Annotated in this window: 19 protein-coding genes and 1 pseudogene; 9 read left to right on the top strand and 11 right to left on the bottom strand. The window is 76.5% G+C overall.

Annotated features, from left to right (window positions below; translation table 11 throughout):
- Positions 1-2 precede the first annotated feature (2 nt).
- From JD78_RS04180 to JD78_RS21985, 3 genes and pseudogenes are all read left to right on the top strand, one after another.
- Positions 3-326 carry an Rv2175c family DNA-binding protein gene (locus JD78_RS04180; RefSeq protein WP_153357080.1) on the top strand — a complete coding sequence of 108 codons (324 nt, stop codon included), beginning with the start codon at positions 3-5 and terminating at the stop codon, positions 324-326.
- 24 nt (positions 327-350) lie between these two features.
- On the top strand, positions 351-725 hold the full coding sequence (locus JD78_RS04185) for a lycopene cyclase domain-containing protein (protein ID WP_153357077.1): 375 nt from the start codon (positions 351-353) through the stop codon (positions 723-725).
- A gap of 56 nt (positions 726-781) precedes the next feature.
- Positions 782-931: pseudogene (locus JD78_RS21985) on the top strand (lycopene cyclase domain-containing protein); the annotation flags it as partial.
- On the opposite strand, the gene JD78_RS04195 reads toward JD78_RS21985, so the two are convergent.
- Genes JD78_RS04195 through JD78_RS04205 form a run of 3 tightly spaced genes read right to left on the bottom strand, consistent with a single transcriptional unit; the run spans position 928 to position 4525 of the window.
- Positions 928-1890 carry a phytoene/squalene synthase family protein gene (locus JD78_RS04195; protein ID WP_208103984.1) on the bottom strand — a complete coding sequence of 321 codons (963 nt, stop codon included), beginning with the start codon at positions 1888-1890 and terminating at the stop codon, positions 928-930. The pseudogene JD78_RS21985 and the gene JD78_RS04195 sit on opposite strands and share 4 nt — an antisense overlap.
- A complete protein-coding gene (crtI, locus tag JD78_RS04200) occupies positions 1887-3398 on the bottom strand; it encodes a phytoene desaturase family protein (protein WP_228394932.1) in 1512 nt (503 codons plus the stop codon). The genes JD78_RS04195 and crtI overlap by 4 nt, the downstream gene beginning before the upstream one ends.
- Positions 3395-4525, bottom strand: a complete 1131-nt coding sequence (locus JD78_RS04205) for a polyprenyl synthetase family protein (protein WP_228394931.1) — start codon at positions 4523-4525, stop codon at positions 3395-3397. Before JD78_RS04205 ends, crtI begins: the two co-directional genes overlap by 4 nt.
- 168 nt (positions 4526-4693) lie before the next feature.
- Between JD78_RS04205 and metF the strand changes: the two genes are divergently transcribed.
- Positions 4694-5593: a methylenetetrahydrofolate reductase [NAD(P)H] gene (gene metF, locus JD78_RS04210; protein ID WP_228394930.1), complete on the top strand. Its 900-nt coding sequence runs from the start codon at positions 4694-4696 to the stop codon at positions 5591-5593.
- 19 nt (positions 5594-5612) lie between these two features.
- Here metF and JD78_RS04215 read toward each other — a convergent pair whose 3' ends face one another.
- Positions 5613-6230 carry a hypothetical protein gene (locus JD78_RS04215; protein ID WP_153357068.1) on the bottom strand — a complete coding sequence of 206 codons (618 nt, stop codon included), beginning with the start codon at positions 6228-6230 and terminating at the stop codon, positions 5613-5615.
- An 83-nt stretch (positions 6231-6313) separates the two neighbouring features.
- On the opposite strand from JD78_RS04215, the gene JD78_RS04220 reads away from it, so the two are divergent.
- From JD78_RS04220 to JD78_RS04230, 3 genes are read left to right on the top strand one after another with little or no spacing between them, the layout of a single operon-like run.
- Positions 6314-7423 (top strand): LolA family protein, encoded by a 1110-nt coding sequence (locus tag JD78_RS04220; RefSeq protein WP_228394929.1) that lies wholly within the window; start codon positions 6314-6316, stop codon positions 7421-7423.
- Between the two features lie 5 nt (positions 7424-7428).
- Positions 7429-8355 carry an ABC transporter ATP-binding protein gene (locus JD78_RS04225; protein WP_153357066.1) on the top strand — a complete coding sequence of 309 codons (927 nt, stop codon included), beginning with the start codon at positions 7429-7431 and terminating at the stop codon, positions 8353-8355.
- A complete protein-coding gene (locus JD78_RS04230) occupies positions 8352-9161 on the top strand; it encodes an ABC transporter permease (RefSeq protein WP_153357064.1) in 810 nt (269 codons plus the stop codon). The genes JD78_RS04225 and JD78_RS04230 overlap by 4 nt, the downstream gene beginning before the upstream one ends.
- A gap of 16 nt (positions 9162-9177) precedes the next feature.
- Here the strand turns inward: JD78_RS04230 and JD78_RS04235 are convergent, their stop codons facing one another.
- A complete protein-coding gene (locus JD78_RS04235) occupies positions 9178-9987 on the bottom strand; it encodes a lipase family alpha/beta hydrolase (protein WP_153357063.1) in 810 nt (269 codons plus the stop codon).
- A gap of 56 nt (positions 9988-10043) precedes the next feature.
- On the opposite strand from JD78_RS04235, the gene JD78_RS04240 reads away from it, so the two are divergent.
- Complete coding sequence (locus tag JD78_RS04240) at positions 10044-10700, top strand: CDP-alcohol phosphatidyltransferase family protein (protein ID WP_153357061.1); 657 nt, start codon at positions 10044-10046, stop codon at positions 10698-10700.
- 109 nt (positions 10701-10809) lie between these two features.
- Positions 10810-11784, top strand: coding sequence for a carbohydrate kinase family protein (locus tag JD78_RS04245; protein ID WP_153357059.1), 975 nt, complete (start codon positions 10810-10812; stop codon positions 11782-11784).
- Between the two features lie 394 nt (positions 11785-12178).
- Here the strand turns inward: JD78_RS04245 and JD78_RS04250 are convergent, their stop codons facing one another.
- Genes JD78_RS04250 through JD78_RS04275 form a run of 6 tightly spaced genes read right to left on the bottom strand, consistent with a single transcriptional unit; the run spans position 12179 to position 17477 of the window.
- Entirely contained in the window at positions 12179-12823 is a 645-nt protein-coding gene (locus JD78_RS04250) for a flavin reductase family protein (protein ID WP_228394928.1), read from the bottom strand.
- Positions 12820-13950: a glycosyltransferase family 2 protein gene (locus tag JD78_RS04255; protein WP_153357058.1), complete on the bottom strand. Its 1131-nt coding sequence runs from the start codon at positions 13948-13950 to the stop codon at positions 12820-12822. Before JD78_RS04255 ends, JD78_RS04250 begins: the two co-directional genes overlap by 4 nt.
- Positions 13947-14750, bottom strand: a complete 804-nt coding sequence (locus tag JD78_RS04260; RefSeq protein WP_228394927.1) for a carotenoid biosynthesis protein — start codon at positions 14748-14750, stop codon at positions 13947-13949. Before JD78_RS04260 ends, JD78_RS04255 begins: the two co-directional genes overlap by 4 nt.
- A complete protein-coding gene (locus JD78_RS04265; protein ID WP_208104204.1) occupies positions 14747-16381 on the bottom strand; it encodes an FAD-dependent oxidoreductase in 1635 nt (544 codons plus the stop codon). Before JD78_RS04265 ends, JD78_RS04260 begins: the two co-directional genes overlap by 4 nt.
- The gene (locus tag JD78_RS04270) at positions 16378-16959 is read right to left on the bottom strand and encodes a GNAT family N-acetyltransferase (protein ID WP_153357055.1); all 582 of its coding nucleotides are present in this window, start codon (positions 16957-16959) and stop codon (positions 16378-16380) included. The genes JD78_RS04265 and JD78_RS04270 overlap by 4 nt, the downstream gene beginning before the upstream one ends.
- A complete protein-coding gene (locus tag JD78_RS04275) occupies positions 16956-17477 on the bottom strand; it encodes a YbaK/EbsC family protein (protein ID WP_153357052.1) in 522 nt (173 codons plus the stop codon). Before JD78_RS04275 ends, JD78_RS04270 begins: the two co-directional genes overlap by 4 nt.
- Positions 17478-17523 lie beyond the last annotated feature (46 nt).

The following is a 17523-nucleotide window of genomic DNA, read 5'->3' on the forward strand; positions in this document are numbered from 1 at the left end:
CTATGGACACGCTCACCCCAGCCGAGGTCGCCCAGCAGCTCGGTGTCTCGCCCAACCGGGTCCGACAGCTGCTCCGCGAGCACAGGCTCATCGCCGTGCCGGGCAGCGGCAACAGCAAGATCCCGGCCGACCTGCTGCTGGACGGCGAGGTGCTCCGGCACCTGCCCGGCCTGCTCACCGTCCTGATGGACGGCGGTTACAGCGAGGCCGACGCCTTCGACTGGCTGTACCGGGAGGACGACACGCTCCCCGGCACGCCGGTGCAGGCGCTGCGCGACGACCGGCACCGTGAGGTCGTGCGCCGGGCCCAGGCGCTGGCGTTCTGAGCAGGCCCTGGTGGTGACCCGGTCATGGGGCAGCTGACCTACGGGGCCCTCCTGGTGGGCTGCCTGGTGGTCACCGCCCCGCTCGAGCTGTTCCTGCGGGTGCGGGTCTACGCCCGCTGGCGCCGGCTGCTGCTCGCCCTCGTCCCCGAGCTGGTGGTCTTCCTCGCCTGGGTGCTCTACGCGATCGCGGAGGGGCACTGGGACTACAGCGCCACCCGCACCATCGACGTCCGGCTGCCCGGCGGCATCCCGGTCGAGGAGGTCCTCTTCTTCGTGGTCGTGCCGATCTGCGCGGTGCTCGCGCTCGAGGCGGTGCGGAAGGTGACCGGCTGGGACGCCGGCTACCCGGCAGAAGAGGCCGAGCCCAGCGGCGCCCGGCCGGCCGGAGGGTCCCGGTGAGCTACTCGGCGCTCGCGGTCGTCGCGGTCCTCGCGGTGCTCGTCGTCGACCTGGCGGTGCTGCGCACCCGGCTGGTCACCCGGCGCGTCTTCTGGACCGCCTACGCCATCGTCATCTTCTTCCAGCTGCTGATGAACGGCGTGCTCACCGGGCTGGACGTGGTCACCTACGACCCCGACGCGATCTGGGGCCCGCGGATCGCCTACGCCCCGGTCGAGGACCTGCTGTTCGGCTTCGCCCTGGTGCTCCTCACCCTGGCCAGCTGGGCGGCGGTCAACCGCCGGGCGAACACCGCCAGGCGCCGGGGCCTCGACACCCGCACCCGGCCGTCCAGCACCCGGTAGTCGGCCCGCTCGATCTCGGTCAGGATCCCGCCGTAGAGGTCGGTGGCCGCGCGCACGCAGTCCCGCGACTCCGGCGCCAGCATCGGCGTGCCGGGGGTGGCGTCGTCGTAGCGACGGCGGGTCACCGCGACCATCTCCCGCATCAGCGCGGTGAAACCGGGGGTGTGCTGCCGCGCGGCCAGCTGCTCCCGGGTCACCCCGTGCGCGGCCATCATGTCCGCCGGCAGGTAGACCCGGCCGCGGTCGACGTCCTCGGCGACGTCGCGGAGGAAGTTGGTCAGCTGGAAGGCCTCGCCCAGGGCGATCGCGTGCGGCGCGGCCTCCTCCCGGGCGACCCCGCGCGCGGTGCCCAGCACCGGCAGCACCTGCAGCCCGATCACCGACGCCGAGCCCCACATGTAGCGGTCCAGCGCGGCCAGGTCGGCGTAGCCGCTGACGTCGAGGTCGCTGGTCATCGCGGCGAGGAAGTCGACCAGGTGCTCCATCGGGATGCCGTACCGGCGGTAGGTGTGCACCAGGGCCAGCCGCACCGGGTCGTCGGACCAGCCCGCCTCGACCTCCTCCAGGGCCGCCGTCGACCAGGCCAGCAGCTCGCCCTCGGGGTCGCGGCCGGGCTGGTCCGCGCCGACGTCGACGATGTCGTCGGCGACCCGGGCGGCGGCGTACAGCGCGTGGATGGCGGCCCGGCGGTCGGGCGTGAGCAGCCGGGTGGCCAGGAAGTAGGACTTGCCGTGCTCGGCGGCGATCCCCCGGCAGACCGCGTAGGCGGCGTCCAGCCGTGCCTGCTGCTGCTCCCGGGTGGGCGGCGGGGTGGCGATCACCCGCGCACCCCGGTGATCCGCTCGGCGGCCAGGCGGCCGCTGAGCACGACCATCGGCACGCCGACGCCGGGCTGCACCGACGACCCGGCCAGGACGACGTTCTCCGGGCCCGAGCGGGGCAGCGTGGACGGGCGGAACGGCCCGGTCTGGCCGAAGGTGTGCGCCAGCGCGAACGGTGTGCCGGCGGCCATGCCCTGCGCCGCCCAGTCGACCGGGGTGAGCAGCTCCTCCACCTCGATCGCGTCCCCGACCCCGGTCCAGCCCCGGGCGTCCAGGGCGGCCAGCAGCTCCTCCCGGTAGCGCGGCGCCAGCGCCGGCCAGTCCAGGTCGGGGTTGCCGCCGCTGCGCGGGTCGAGGTTCGGGGTGGGGGCGACGACGCTGAGCACCTGGCCGCCCTCGGGCGCCAGCGACCGGTCGGTGACCGACGGCATGCTGATCAGCAGGCTGGGGTCGCTCATCGGCCGGCCGTCGCGGGTCAGCTCGTCGAACACCTGCCGCCAGGAGGCCCCGAAGCTGATCGTGTGGTGGGCCTGACCGGGGAACGTCGCCCGCGCCCCCAGGTGCAGGGCCACGCAGGACGGCGAGTACACCGGGCGGCGCGGGCCGCGCAGGCCGGGCACCAGCCGGTGCGGGGCGTCGGCGGTGACCACGACGGCATCGGCGGGCAGGCGGTCGCCACCGGCCAGCCGGACCGCGGCGACCCGGGAGCCCTCCACCTCCAGCTCGGCGTCGACCCCGTAGCGGAACTCCACGCCGGCGTCGGCGGCCGCGGCGGCCATCGCGCGCGGGACGGCGCCGATGCCGCCCTCGGGGTGCCAGACCCCGGCGCCGATGTCGAGCTGGGCGATGACCGCGTAGGCGGCGATCGCCCGGAACGGCGACACCCCGGCGTAGAGGGCCTGGAAGCTGAACAGCCGGCGCAGCCGGTCGTCGCCGAAGAACCGCTCGACGTGCGAGGACAGCCGCCGGAAGCCGCCCCGGCGGACCAGCTGCACCAGCTCGGGCCCGGCCAGGTCCAGCGGGGAGTCGAGGTTCCGGTCGATGAAGGTGCGCAGCTGCAGCCGGTACAGCTCGGCCAGGTCGTCGAGGTAGCGGTGCAGCGCCGCGGCCTCCGCCGGCCCGCACAGCCGCTCGACCTCGGCGGCGAAGGCCGCGCGGTCGGCGTGCACGTCCAGGTGCGACCCGTCGGCGAACTGGGCGCGGTAGGTGGTCTCCAACGGGGTCAGCGTCAGCCGGTCGGCCATCCGCTCGCCCACCGCGGCGAAGGCGTCCTCGACCAGCTCGGGCGCGGTGAACACCGAGGGGCCGGTGTCCAGCGTGTAGCCGGCCCGGCTGACCACCCCCGCCCGCCCGCCGGGGCTCAGGGCCCGGTCGACGACGGTCACCTCGCGGCCGGCGCCGCGCAGCCGCAGCGCGGCCGACAGCCCGGCCAGCCCGGCGCCGACGACGACCACCCGGTCGGTGCGGCCCGGGACGGTGCGCACCCGGCCGTTGCGCAGGCCGCTCACGCGGCGCGGGCGGTCGCGGCCACGGCGAGCGCGTCCAGTGCGGTGCGGGCGTCGGCGACGATCGGCGCCTCGGCGATGGCGGTCCGGGCGAGGGCGGTCCGCTCGGTGATCCGCTCCTCGACCCGGGCCCGGGCGCCGGTGCGCTCGATCAGCTCGCGCAGCGCGGCGAACTGGTCGGGGCCGGCGGTCGGGTCGCCGAGCGACTCGGCCAGCAGCCGGCGGCCGGCGTCGTCGGCGCGTTCCTGGGCCAGCGCGATGAGCAGGGTCTGCTTGCCCTCGCGCAGGTCGTCGTCGGCGGACTTGCCGGTGACCGCCGGGTCACCGAACACGCCGAGCACGTCGTCGCGCAGCTGGAAGGCCTCGCCCAGCGGCAGGCCGATCGCGGTGTAGGCCTCGGTGACCTCCGGCGCGGCGCCGGCGATGGCGGCACCGAGCTGCAGGGGGCGCTGCACCGTGTACCCGGCGCTCTTGTACCGGGCGACGGTCAGCGCGCCCTCGGGACCGGGCAGCCCGCCTCCGGCGCGCAGCAGGTCCAGGTACTGGCCGGCGGTGACCTCGGTGCGCATCACGTCCCACACCGTGCGGGCCCGGGCCAGCGCGGCGGCGGAGATGCCCGACCGGCGCAGCTGCTCGTCGGACCAGACCAGCGCCAGGTCCCCGACCAGGATCGCGGCGCCGACGCCGAACAGGTCCGCGTCGCCGTCGAGGCCGTCGTCCCCGTGGCGGGCGGCGAAGCCGATGTGGGTGGCCGGGCGGCTGCGGCGGGTCAGCGCACCGTCCATGACGTCGTCGTGCACCAGCGCGCTGGCGTGCACGAACTCCAGCGCGGCGACCGCGCGCAGGACCGCGGCGTCGTCCTCGGCCGGACCGGTCGCGCCGGCCGCCCCGCGCCAGCCCCAGTAGGCGAACAGCGGGCGCAGCCGCTTGCCGCCCTCGGCCAGGGCGCACACCTCGTCGACCACCGGCGTCAGCTGCGGCGCCATGGCCGCGAGGGTGACGCGCTGCTCGGTGAGGAAGGCGGCGAGCGCGTCGCTGACGGCGCTGCGGACACGGTCCAGGTCGGCCGCCTGCGAGGCGGCGACCGCAGGGCCGGGTGGGCTGTCGCGGTGCTGGGTCCCGGCGATCACCTGGTCAGTATTGCCCAACCCGATCGGTCGCGGCCCGCGCAAGGTATCAGTTGACTGATGCCGGTTCATCTGCTCTCCCACCTGGACCGTTGCGGGTCCTCGTCCGGCAGTGTCGGAGTCCCTTCGCCCGCGACCGCCCGGACGGATGCAGCCACTACCCTCCATGCCGTGACCGGCACCGTGCGCGAGCTCCTCGACCAGGGGCGGCCCACGTGGTCGTTCGAGTTCTTCCCGCCCAAGGACGCCGCGGGGGAGACCCAGCTGTGGACGGCGCTGCGCGAGCTGGAGCGGCTGCAGCCGTCGTTCGTGTCGGTGACCTACGGTGCCGGGGGCTCGACCCGCGAGGGCACCGTCGCGGTGGCCGAGCGGATCGCCGCGGAGACCACGCTGCTGCCGCTGGCGCACCTCACCGCGGTCGACCACAGCATCGCCGAGCTGCGGCACGTCGTCAGCCGGCTGGCGGCGGCCGGGGTGCGCAACCTGCTGGCGCTGCGCGGCGACCCGCCCGGCGCCGATCCGCAGGCGGAGTGGGTGGCCCACCCCGACGGCGTGCGGCACGCCGCCGAGCTGGTCGCGCTGATCAAGGACGCCGGCGACTTCTGCGTCGGCGTGGCGGCCTTCCCCGAGCTGCACCCCCGCTCGCCGGACGCCGAGACCGACACCGACATGTTCGTGGCCAAGTGCCGGGCCGGTGCCGACTACGCGATCACCCAGATGTTCTTCCGGGTCGAGGACTACCTGCGGCTGCGCGACCGGGTGTCCGCCCGCGGCTGCGAGGTCCCGGTGATCGCCGGGGTGATGCCGGTGACCAGCGTCCGGCAGATCACCCGGATCGTGGAGCTGTCCGGGCAGGCCTTCCCCGCGGAGCTGGCCGACCGGTTCGCCGCCCTGGACGGCGACACCCCGGAGGCCCGCCGGGCGGTGCGCGAGCTGGGCGTCGAGGTGGCCACGGACATGTGCCGGCGGCTGCTGGACGAGGGCGTGCCGGGCATCCACGTCATCACCATGAACCGCTCGGCGGCGGCCCTCGAGCTCCACGCCGCGCTGGCCGGGGCGCCCGCCGTCTGACCCGCCCCGGCCGGGTACCTCAGCGGGACAGCACCTCGTCGGCCTCCCGGGCGGCCCGGCGCAGCCCCTCGTGCTCGGCGGCGTAGCCACCGACGACGCCCACCACCGGCAGCTGGGACAGCGCGCGGTGCCGCAGCTTGCCCTGCGGGCGGGCGTCGAGCGCGTCGTCGATCCGGCCGAGCAGCCGTGCCGCCCGCCAGACCGCCCGGGCCGCGCCGGTGACCCCCGTCCGCCGCTCGCCGAATGCCTCCTGCGCGTACACCCCGCGGTCGCGCGCCAGCAGCGGGCGCACCCGGGCCGCCGGCAGGTCCCGGTCCAGCAGCACCCGCGCGAGCAGCGTGATGCGGTCGGCCGGGTCGGTCACCCGGTGCTCCCCGGCGACGCCGAGGACCACCAGGGACTGCACCGCGGAGCCGACGGTGTTCTGCACCGGCAGGAGCGAGGCCAGCCGGCCGGCGAAGCGCGGGGCCGCGGAGACGCCGGCGGCGACCCGGCTCGCCCGGTCGGCCCACCAGGCGGCGCGGCGCTCGGCCGGCAGCTCGGGTGGCCGGCCCAGCCGCCGGACGACCGGGGTGAGCAGCCGGTCGACCCGGCGCAGGACGTCGACGACCACGGCGTCGCTGATCGGAGGGGCCATCCCGCGACCGTAGGGGCGGAGCCTCCGGCGCGCATGATCACCGGGCCGGGCAGGTTGCGGGCAACCGACGTACCGTCGTCGGCGTGGCGCGACGGCGGACCGGGGCAGCCGCCCGCTGGGCAGCGGTGGTCACCGGCGTCGTCCTGCTGGTGAGCCTCCCCGCGCTGGTCGCCGCGCTGCCGGCCACCGACGCCTCCGTGTCCGCCCCCGAGCTGCGGGCACAGGCGCTGGCCTCGGCCGGCGTGGCGCACTCCGGCTACGCCCAGGCCGCCGGCGGCCTGTCCCTGCCGGTGGGGCAGCAGCTCACCCCGGTCGCCGACCTGCTCAGCGACCGGACGTCGATGCGCACCTGGTACCGCAGCCCCCAGGACTGGCGGGTCGACGTGGTCAGCCCCACCGGGGAGACCGGGGTCTACCGCGACTCGGCGGGGGTGTGGACCTGGGAGTACGAGGACGCGGTCGTGACCCGCGCCGGCACCCCGCCCCTCGCCCTGCCCACCGCCCCGGACCTGCTGCCCACCGCGCTGGGGTGGCGGCTGCTGTCCGAGGCCGACGAGGCGGAGCTGTCCCGCGCGCCGGCCGCCCGGGTCGCCGGGCGCGACGCCCTGGGGCTGCGGCTGGTGCCTGCGGCGGACGCCTCCTCGATCGCCCGGGTCGACGTGTGGGTCGACTCCGCCACCGGCCTGCCGCTGCGGGTCCGGGTGGTCGGCGAGGGCGGCAGCGACGCCGACCCCGCGCTGGACACCGCCTTCCTGGACGTCGACCTCGCCGACCCGGGGGCCGCCGCGAGCCGCTTCACCCCACCGCCGGCGCGGGACCTGCGCACCGGTCCGGACGAGCAGCTGTACGAAGCGGCCCGGACCGGGCTGCGCGACGGCGTCGTCCTGCCGCCCACGCTGGCCGGGTTGGCGCGCCGGGACGTGCCGGGGACCCCGGCGTCGGTCGGTGCCTACGGCCGGGGGGTGACCGTGCTGGTCGCCGTCCCGCTGCCCGACCGCGCCGCCGACGGGCTGCGGAGGGCGCTGCGGCGGTCCCCGGACGCGGTGGCGGACCCCGCCGGCGTGCGGCTGTCCGCCGGGCCGCTGGGGCTGATGCTGGTCGACGGGAGCACGGGCCCGCTGCTGCTCACCGGCACCGTCGACGGCGAGGCCCTCGCGGGAGCCGCGGCCGAACTGACCGGCGGCGGCCGGTGAGCACGGTGATCGCGACCACCGGGCTGGTCAAGCGGTACGGCCGGCTGCGCGCCGTCGACGGCATCGACCTCGACGTGCGGGCCGGGGACGTCTACGGCTTCCTCGGCGCGAACGGCTCGGGCAAGACGACGACGGTGCGCATGCTGCTGGGGCTGGTGCTGCCCACCGCCGGCGAGGTGCGGCTGCTGGACCGGCCGATGCCGCGGCGGGCGCGCGAGGTGCTGCCGCGGGTGGGTGCCCTGGTCGAGGGCCCGGCGCACTACGGCCACCTGTCCGGGCGGGCGAACCTGGCACTGCTCGACGCCGCCGGCCCCGGCGGGTCGCGGCGCACCCGCCGCACGCGGATCGACACGGTGCTGGAGCAGGTCGGGCTGGCCGGCGTCGGTCGCCGTCCGGTGCGCGACTACTCGCTGGGCATGCGCCAGCGGCTCGGCCTGGCCGGGGCGCTGCTGCGCCGTCCGGAGCTGCTCGTGCTCGACGAGCCCACCAACGGCCTGGACCCGCAGGGCATCTCCGAGATCCGCGAGCTGCTGCTGACGCTGAACCGGGAGGGGACGACGGTGTTCCTCTCCAGCCACCTGCTGGCCGAGGTCGAGATGCTGGCCACCCGGGTGGGGGTGCTCGACCGGGGGCGGCTGGTGCTGCAGGACGAGCTGGCCACGCTCACCGCGCCCACCGGGGCCACGGTGGTGGAGACCCCCGACCCGGAGCGGGTGCGGGCCGCGCTGGACGGGCGGGTGCTGTCCCTCGACGGTTCCCGCGCCGTGGTCCGCGGGGCCGACCCGGCCGAGGTCAACGCCGCGCTGGTGGCGGCCGGGGTGCCGGTCACCGGGCTGGCGCTGCAGCGGCCGACCCTGGAGGAGGTGGTGCTGGCCGCGGCGAGCACCAGCGCCGACCGGGTCGACGCACCCGGGGAACGGAGCCGGCGGTGATCGGCGTCGAGCTGCGCAAGCTGTTCCGCCGGCCGCGGACCTGGGTGACGATCGGGCTGCTCAACGCGCTGCCGGTGCTGGTGGCCGTGCTGCTCGCGGTCACCGACCTGGCGCCGCGGCCGGGGGAGGGGCCGGCGTTCCTGTCCGCGGTGCTGACCAACGGCACCCTCTACCCACTGGCGGCGCTGGCGATCGTGCTGCCGCTGTTCCTGCCGATCGCGGTCGCGCTGATCGCCGGGGAGTCGGTGGCCGGGGAGGCGCAGGCCGGCACGCTGCGCTACCTGCTGGCCCGCCCGGCCGGGCGCACCCGGCTGCTGGTGGCCAAGCTGGTCGCGCTGATCGCCTTCGTGTTCGTCACCGTGCTGGTGGTCGCGCTGGTCGGCTACCTGGTGGGGCAGCTGCTGTTCGACGTCCAGCCGATCGGCGGGACGACGCTGTCGGGCACCACCCTCACCCCCCAGCAGCTCGCCGGCCGGACCGTGCTGGCGATCGGCTACGTGACCGTCTCCATGCTCGGGGTGGCGGCGTTCGCGCTGTTCTTCTCCACGCTCACCGACTCCCCGCCGGCGGCGATGCTCGGGGCGCTGGCGGTGTTCATCGCGTCCTCGTTGCTGCTCACCCTGGACGCCGCGTCGTCGTTCGCGCCCTACCTGCCCACGCGGTACTGGCTGGCGTTCGTCGACTTCTTCCGCGACCCGGTGTTCTGGCGCGACATCGTGCGCGGCATCGCCCTGCAGGGCGTCTACGTCGGGGTGCTGCTGGCCGCGGCGTGGGCGAACTTCACCACCAAGGACATCACCAGCTGAGGGGTGCGCTCCGGGGTCAGCCGGCGGCCAGCGTCGTGCAGTCGTCGGAGCCGAGCTCGACCGGGTCGCCCGGCTGGAGCTGGGCCAGCACCATGGCCTGCACCAGCGGGTCGGTGGGGAGCTGACCGTGCGAGACGTCCGAGTCCGCACAGACCGACTGCACCGGCAGCTCCAGCGCACCGGCCAGCTCGGCCGACGCCGGCGGGGTGACCGTCTGGTCCACGGTGCTCCAGATCGACACCCAGCTGGGGCCGGCCGGCGTCTCGTCCCCGGCGTTCAGGCCGGCGAGCAGGTCGCTGTCGGTGGTCAGCTGCTGGCAGCCCACCCCGCACTCCGCCGGGACGAAGCTGCGCGCCAGGTCGGCGACGGTGGTGCCGTGGTGCGGCGAGCCGAGCGTGACCACCCGGCGGGCCTGCGCCGCACCGCCGTCGGCGGCCCACAGCCGGGCGATCACCCCGCCGGCGGAGTACCCGACGACGTCGACGCTCTCCGCGCCGGTGCGGTCGAGTGCGGCGTCGACGGCGTCGCCGAGCGCCTCGGCCGAGCCGCGCAGGTCGCCGGTGCCGCCGTCGGGCACCTCGACCACGGTCGCGTCGCGCCCTGCGGCGGTGAGCTGCTCGGCCAGCGGCCGCAGCGACTCCGTCGACCCGCCGTACCCGGGCACGAGCAGCACCGGGCCGGGCTGCTCCGGGTCGGCCGCGGTCCCCGGGGCGGCGTCGTCCCCGGTGAGCAGCGGGACGGCGACGGCGACCGCCGCGGCCACCAGCACGAGCGCCAGGAGGACCAGCAGCAGACGACGACGGGCGGGGGCGAGACCGGCGAGCACGGCCCCACTCTCCCTGCTGGCGGCGCCCGGTGCCCGCATCGTGGTGGACTGCACGCGTGCTGAGCCGCGACGAATACCTCATCGCGTGGTCACGCTGGCACGGCGGCACCGACCCGGCAGCCAGCCGGCTGGTGCGCGGCTGGCTCACCCTGGCCTACACGCTGGCCGTGCCGCTGGCCCGGATGTCGCCGCTGGTGGCCACCGCGCTCGGGCTGGTGGTCGCGGGTGCGGCCGTACCGGCGGCGGCGGCCGGGGGGCTGTGGCTGATCGCGGCCGGGCTGCTCGTCGGGCTGTCCGGGCTGCTGGACTCCCTGGACGGGGCGCTGGCCATCGCGGGGGGCCGGGCCTCCCGGCGGGGCTTCGTGCTGGACTCCGTCGTCGACCGGCTCACCGAGGTCGCCTACGCGCTGGCGCTGTGGGCCGCCGGGGCACCGGGCTGGCTGGCCGTGACCTTCGGGGCGCTGTGCTGGCTGCCGGACTACCTGCGTGCCCGGGCGGGCCAGGCCGGGGTCAGCGAGACCGGGGCGATCTCGGTGTGGGAGCGGCCCACCCGGGTGGCGATGACCGGGATGACCCTCGGCGGCGCCGGGGTGGTCGCGGCGCTGGTCTCGCCGGCGGTCGTCGTGGGCATCGGCACCGGCGTGGGCTGCCTGCTCGGCGCCGTCGGCACCGGGCAGCTCGGCGTCCAGCTGCGCCGGGCACTCGAGGACTGACCCGGCCGGGGGAGGGCGCCGGGCGCGGCAGCCGCAGTGCTCCTACGCTTGCCGGGCACCCCGGACGCCGCGGGTCGTGCCCCGCCGTCCTCCAGGAAGCAGCTGCACCATGCCCGTCGTCGTGACCGGTTCCATCGCCACCGACCACCTCATGACCTTCCCCGGCCGGTTCGCCGACCAGTTCGTCGAGGGGAAGATGCAGAACGTCTCGCTGTCCTTCCTGGTCGACGACCTGGTGCAGCACCGGGGCGGCGCGGGCGCCAACATGGCCTACGGCCTCGCCCTGCTCGGGCAGGCGCCGGTGCTGGTCGGCGCGGTCGGGGGCGACTTCGCCGACTACGACGCCTGGCTGACCCGGCACGGGGTCGACACCGGCAGCGTGCACTGGTCCGAGCTGAAGCACACCGCCCGGTTCACCTGCACCACCGACGCGGCGAACAACCAGATCGCGTCCTTCTACTCCGGCGCGATGAGCGAGGCCTCGCTGATCGAGCTGGCTCCGGTGGTCGGCCGCATCGGCGGGGTCGACCTGGTCGTCATCGGCCCCAACGACCCGACCGCGATGGTGCAGCACACCCAGGAGTGCCGGCAGCTCGGCTTCCCGTTCCTCGCCGACCCCTCCCAGCAGCTGGCCTGGGCCGACGGCGAGATGATCCGCGAGCTGGTCGACGGCGCGGAGCTGCTGTTCACCAACGAGTACGAGCACGCGCTGCTGCTGCAGAAGACCGGCTGGGACGACGCCGAGGTGCTCGCGCGGGTCGGCAGCTGGGTCACCACCCGGGCGGCCAACGGCGTGCGGGTGGAGCAGGCGGGACGGGAGCCGATCGAGGTCATCGCCGTCCCGGAGACCAAGCCGGTCGAGCCCACCGGCGGCGGGGACGCGCTGCGCGCCGGCTTCGTGGCCGCCCGGCAGTGGGGGCTGGGCCTGGAGCGGTGCCTGCAGGTCGGCTCAGCGGTGGCCACGGCCGCCGTCGAGGTGGTCGGCACCCAGGAGTACTCGCTGCCCCGGGAGGACTTCCTGAGCCGGTTCGCCGACGCCTTCGGCGCCGACGCCGCCGACGAGGTCGCCCCGCACCTGCCGTGACATGGTCGTCCTCCGGACGACACCGCGACCAGCGGCCGTTCCCCGGCTGCGACGAGCGCGTCCGATGATCCGGCCGGGGAGCCTCCGGCCCCGCGACCGGACCACCACGCCGACACCGCGACCAGCGGCCGTTCCCCGGCTGCGACGAGCGCGTCCGATGATCCGGCCGGGGAGCCTCCGGCCCCCGCGACCGGACCACCACGCCGACACCGCGACCAGCGGCCGTTCCCCGGCTGCGACGAGCGCGTCCGATGATCCGGCCGGGGAGCCTCCGGCCCCCGCGACCGGACCACCACGCCGACACCGCGACCAGCGGCCGTTCCCCGGCTGCGACGAGCGCGTCCGATGATCCGGCCGGGGAGCCTCCGGCCCCGCACCCGGACCACCACTGCGACTAGCTGCCGCGGAGGCGCTCGCCGATGGTCGGGTCGGCGAGCCAGTCGCGGTGCGGGATCCGGCGGATCTCCTTGACCTCGCCGATCGTCGACCACTCGTTCCCACCCAGGCGGGCCAGCGGCCGCAGGTGCTCGATCCGCGGCCGGCCGTCCTCGACGGCGGCCGCGGCGACGGCGATGTGCACGACCCGGCCGAAGACGACAGTGCTGTCGCCGAAGGAGACCGTGCCCTGCAGCACGCACTCCAGCGACACCGGCGACTCCGCCACCCGGGGCACGCCCACGACCTCGCTGGCCTCCAGCCGCACGCCGGTGTGCTCGGCCTCGTCCTGGTCCGGCGGGAAGTCGGTGCCGGTGGCGTTGACCTGCTCGAACATCGCCTCCGGGGTCAGGCTGACGGTGAACTCGCGGGTCTGCTCGGCGTTGGTCAGCGAGTCCTTGCGGCCCACTGACGTGAACTGGACGACCGGCGGGTCGACGCAGGCCACGGTGTAGAAGGAGTGCGGCGCCAGGTTGAGCACGCCGTCGGCCGAGCGGGTGCACACCCACGCGATGGGCCGGGGGACGACGACGGAGTTCAGCACCCGGTAGAAGGCCGGGGGCGCCATCTCGGCGGGGTCGAAGTGCACGCGCGGGGAGCTCACCCGGCCATCCTGCGCGACGTGGTCGGCGGTGTCGCGGTGGCCACCGGCCGGCCGCGCCACCTCAGCGTCCCCCGCCGGTGCTCGACCAGCGACCGGGCGACCAGGACGTCGAGCAGGGCGATCGACGCCGGGTGCGCGAAGGCGTCGGGCCACCACCGGCTGCCCGTGCGGGCTGCGACGACGGCCCGCCCGGCCACGCCGGCCGCGTAGCCGACCGCCCCGGCGCGGGAGCCGGTGAGCGCGGCCAGCGGCGGGACCAGCCACACCGCGGTCAGGACGGCGGCAGCGGCCCCGGCCGCCGCGGGCCGGCCGCCGACCGCCGACCACAGCGACTTGGCGTACCCGGCGCGCACCTCCGGCCAGCCGCGGTACATCCGGCACGCGGCCAGCGTCGACCCGTCGACGACGACGCCGCGCCCGCCGGCGGCCTTCACCGCGCGCAGCAGCGCGACGTCCTCGATCACCTCGCCGCGCACCGCCGCATGCCCGCCGGCCCGCTCGTAGGCGGCCCGCCGGACCACCAGGAACTGCCCGTTGGCCGCCGCCAGCGACGGACGCGCCGATCGTTCGGCCGCCCGCAGTGGCAGCAGGGTCGACCACAGCCACTGCTGGAGGGGCTGCACCAGCCGCTCGGCCGGGCTGCCGGCCAGCTGCCGGGGCCAGGGGGAGACCAGGTCCAGCCAGGCCTCGTCGAGCAGCGCCACCGCGGCCGCGACGGCGTCGGGCATCAGCCGCACGTCGGCGTCGAGGAAGACCAGCACGTCGGCGTCGCCGGCCGCCGCGACCCCCTGCGCGCAGGCGTTCGGCTTGCCCAGCCAGCCCGGAGCCGGTGGGGTGGCCCGGAGCTGGGTGACCCGCTCGTCGGCGGGCACCCGCTCGGCGGTGCCGTCGGTCGAGCCGTCGTCCACCACCACGACCGACAGCTGCGGCACCCCGCGCTGGTCGAGCACCGCGGCCACGCAGTCGGCGACCTGGTCGGCCTCGTCGCGCACCGGCAGCACGACGGTGACCCGCCGGGTGACCGGCGGCGGGACGGCGGGCGGGCGGCGCAGCAGCCTGGTGTTGACCGCGGCGTGCACCGCGCCGAGCACCGACAGGCCGGCGCAGGCCCGGACGAACCGGCTCACCGGCGCGCCTGCACGGCCACCGCGGCGAGCACCGGCAGGGCCAGCACCACCCCCCACACGGCGGAGCCGGGCAGGCCCAGCCAGCCGGCGTGCGCCAGCGCCCCACCCAGGGTCATCCAGGCCAGCACCAGCAGCGGTGCGGCGTCACCGGTGCGCCGGGGACGCGCGGTGCGGGTGACCAGCAGGTCGAGCAGGGTCATCAGCACCAGCCCGGCCAGCAGCCAGCCGCCCAGGTTGGTCAGCGGCACGGTGTCGATGCCGGGCAGCCCGGGCTCGGGGTGCGCCCAGCGCCAGTAACCGGCCTGCACCAGCTGCGGGTCGAGTACGACGTCCCAGGCGGCGAAGACGTAGGCGGCGACCAGCACCCGGACGACGCGGGGGCGGGCGAGCCGGCGGGTCAGCCACGCGGCCAGCACCCAGCTGGGCCAGGCCATCATCAGCCAGGCCAGCGGCACCAGGAACGGCACCCCGAGCAGCGTGGGCCCCAGCAGGTCGCTGTAGGTGTACTCGCCGTAGGGGAAGCCGGTGGCCAGGCCGAGCGCCTCGAAGAGCACCGCCACGGCGCCGACCAGCACCAGCACGCCCAGCCCGGTGCGCCAGCCACGGCTCACCGTCGCCGCGCTGACCGTGACCCCGGTGCCGAGCAGCACGATCGTCCAGCTGACCGCGTCGCGGGCGCCGCCGTCGGTGAGCGGGTAGGCGATCGCGGTGGCGACGACGCCGAGCGCCAGCGCCCAGGGCAGCCAGGGCACCGGCGCCCGGTCGGCGACCGGGGGCGTGCGGGCGACCGTGCTCGTCACCGCCGCACGCTCCGCAGCCGGTCCGCGGCGAGGGCGCGCAGTCGCGCGGCCGGCCGCCGGTCGGCGAGCACGACCCGGGCGGCGGTGCGACCGGAGTTGCCGGAGACCCCGCCACCGGGGTGGGTGGAGGCGCCGGCGAGGTACAGCCCGGCCAGCCCTGGCACCCGGTGCCCGGAGAGGGCGGGGGTGGGGCGGAAGCCGAACATGCTGGCCAGCCCCATCTCCACGTGCATGACGTTGCCGCGCAGCAGGCCCAGCTCCCGCTCGAGTGCCAGCGGTGTCTGCACGTACAGCCGCTGTACCGAGTCGGCGAAGCCCGGGGCGTACCGGTCGACGGCGGCGATCAGCTGCTGGGCGGCGGTGTCGGCGATGGCGTCCCAGTCCGACCCGTCGGCGAGCGTGTAGGGGTACCACTGCCCCCAGATCGTCACCACGTGCTGACCGGGCGGGGCCAACGTGGGGTCGCTCGCGGAGAACGACATCGCCAGCGGCACCGGCTCCCGGGGCAGCTCGCCGGCCAGCCAGTCGCCGTGCGCGCGGGCGAGCTGGGCCCGGTCGGTGCACAGCAGTTGCAGTCCCTGTAGCGCCTCGTCACCAGCGCCGGGGTAGCGGGGGAGGGCGTCGGTCTGCGCGCGCAGCACCAGGCCGAACCCGTTCCCCACCGGTGGTTCGGCGTCGGCCAGCGCCGGAGGTGCGTCGTCCCCCGCGAGGGCCTTGGTGGTCAGCACGTGGCACGCGGCGACCACGGTGCCGGCCCGGATCCGCCGGCCGGACTCGGTCAGCACGCCGGTCACCCGGCCGTCGTCGACCAGCAGCCGGGCGGCGCCGTCGCCCAGGGTCACGCGTCCGCCGTCGGCGGCCAGCCGCGCGGCGAGCGCCTCGGTGAGCCCACCGGAGCCGCCGACCGGGTGCCCGGGGGGCACGTCGTGCAGCAGGGCGACCCAGGCGACCATCGCCGCGGTGCCCGGCTCGGACATCGGGGGCCCGGACTGGGCGCCGAACCAGGCCAGCGCCGCCTTGAGCCGCTCGCTGGTGAACCACCGGTCCAGCAGCGCGTCGCCGGAGCCGAGGAAGTCGGTGGCGATCTCCCCGCCCGGGGTGCGGGGCTGGCCGGACCGGGGGGCGCCGACCGGCCAGAGGTGGCGGACCAGCCGGCTCATCGCCGGGCGGTCGCCGAAGGCCTTGACGACGGCGGCGCTGCGCGGCCCCCACACCCCGACGAACCGGCGGTAGGCGTCGGCGTCGTCGTCGCCGCAGGCGGCCGCGATCGAGGCGCAGGTGGCATCCAGGTCGACGGAGAACACCAGCGGCCGGCCGTCGGGGCCGGGGTCGCCGGGTACCGGGGCGGGAGCGAACCCCCACGGGTCGCAGTCGACGTAGCGCAGCCCGAAGCGCTCCAGCTCCAGCTCCTCGACCACGCCGCTGTGCCGGATGATCACGTGCGCGCTGGAGCCGCGGTCGACCCGCACGCCCGGCCAGCGCTCGACGGTGGAGACCGCGCCGCCGAGCACCTCGTCGCGCTCGACCACCTCCACCCGCAGCCCGGCGCGGGCCAGGTGGCAGGCGGCGACCAGGCCGTTGTGGCCGGCGCCGATGACGACGGCGTCGACGGTGCTGTCGGTGGTGATCAGTTCCTCCGGGGAGCGGGGGTGAGCGGGAGGCGGGCGCCGAGGATGGCGAAGGGCCGCGAGTCGCCGGGGAAGTGGTAGCCGCGGGCCAGGTCGACGAAGCCGTCGGCGTGGTAGAGCCGGAACGCCTTGGTGTCGGTGTCCGGGGTGCTCAGCAGCGCCGCCGGGTGCGGCAGGTCGGCGACCAGGGCGTGCAGCAGCTGGCGGCCGATGCCCCGGCTCTGGTGGTCGGGCAGCACGTGCAGCTCGCAGACCTCGAAGGCGCCGGGCAGCCACTGCTTCGCCGTCCGCCGGTCCAGCGCGTTGCGCACCTGGTCGTGCCACCACTGGCCGGGCGCGACCAGGTAGCCGTAGCCGAACCCGACCAGCCGCTCGGCGCCGCCAGCGTCGGCGGCGAACGCGCCGACGGCGCGGAACCCGGGGCGCTCGGTGTGCTGGACGGCGTAGCCGTAGCGGCCGGCGACGACGGACTCGCCGTAGCCCATCGCCGCCCCGTAGACGGCCAGCGCCTCGTGCAGGTGCTCGCGCAGCCAGCCGGCCGGGAGCTCGGTGACCCGGTGGGCGGGGGTGGTGCCGGTCATCGGTGGTCCTCCTGGGGGACCGCCGGCCCGGGGCCGACCTCGGCGGCCGTGCCGGCGGTGAGCTGCAGCAGCTCGTCGTAGGTGGTGGGGAAGACCGCGTGCGGGTGGCCGGCCGCGGCCCAGACGGTGGGGTGCCGGGCGAGCTCGACGTCGACCAGGGTGCCGATCGGCGCCGGGTGCCCGACCGGGGCGACCCCGCCGATCGCCTGGCCGGTGTGCTCGCGGACGAACGCCGGGGACGCCCGGGTGAGCGAGGGGACGCCGAGCAGGCCGGCCACCAGCGCCTCGTCGACCCGGTGCGCGCCGCTGGTCAGCACCAGCACCGGGTGCCCGTCGGCGTCGAACACCAGGCTGTTGGCGATCGCGCCGACCTCGACGCCGAGCGCGGCGGCGGCGGCCGCTGCTGTGCGGGCGCTCTCCGGCAGCACGCGCACCTCGCCGGGGACGCCGGCGGTGCGGAGCAGCTGGGCGACCTCGGCGACCCGGGGGTGGTGCGCGGTCCCCTCCGCTGCGGTCATGCCGGTGATCCTCCCACCGGTCGCCGACCTCCGCCCCACCGGTGAT

This window comes from Modestobacter roseus (genome assembly GCF_007994135.1).
Taxonomy (GTDB): Bacteria; Actinomycetota; Actinomycetes; order Mycobacteriales; family Geodermatophilaceae; genus Modestobacter; species Modestobacter roseus.

Excerpts from the sequence above, each read along its gene's own strand:
- JD78_RS04245 (WP_153357059.1), top strand. The coding sequence starts at position 10,810 with ATGCCCGTCGTCGTGACCGGTTCCATCGCCACCGACCACCTCATGACC.
- JD78_RS04180 (WP_153357080.1), top strand. The coding sequence starts at position 3 with ATGGACACGCTCACCCCAGCCGAGGTCGCCCAGCAGCTCGGTGTCTCG.
- JD78_RS04215 (WP_153357068.1), bottom strand. The coding sequence starts at position 6,230 with ATGGCCCCTCCGATCAGCGACGCCGTGGTCGTCGACGTCCTGCGCCGG.
- JD78_RS04270 (WP_153357055.1), bottom strand. The coding sequence starts at position 16,959 with ATGACCGGCACCACCCCCGCCCACCGGGTCACCGAGCTCCCGGCCGGC.
- JD78_RS04185 (WP_153357077.1), top strand. The coding sequence starts at position 351 with ATGGGGCAGCTGACCTACGGGGCCCTCCTGGTGGGCTGCCTGGTGGTC.
- JD78_RS04275 (WP_153357052.1), bottom strand. The coding sequence starts at position 17,477 with ATGACCGCAGCGGAGGGGACCGCGCACCACCCCCGGGTCGCCGAGGTC.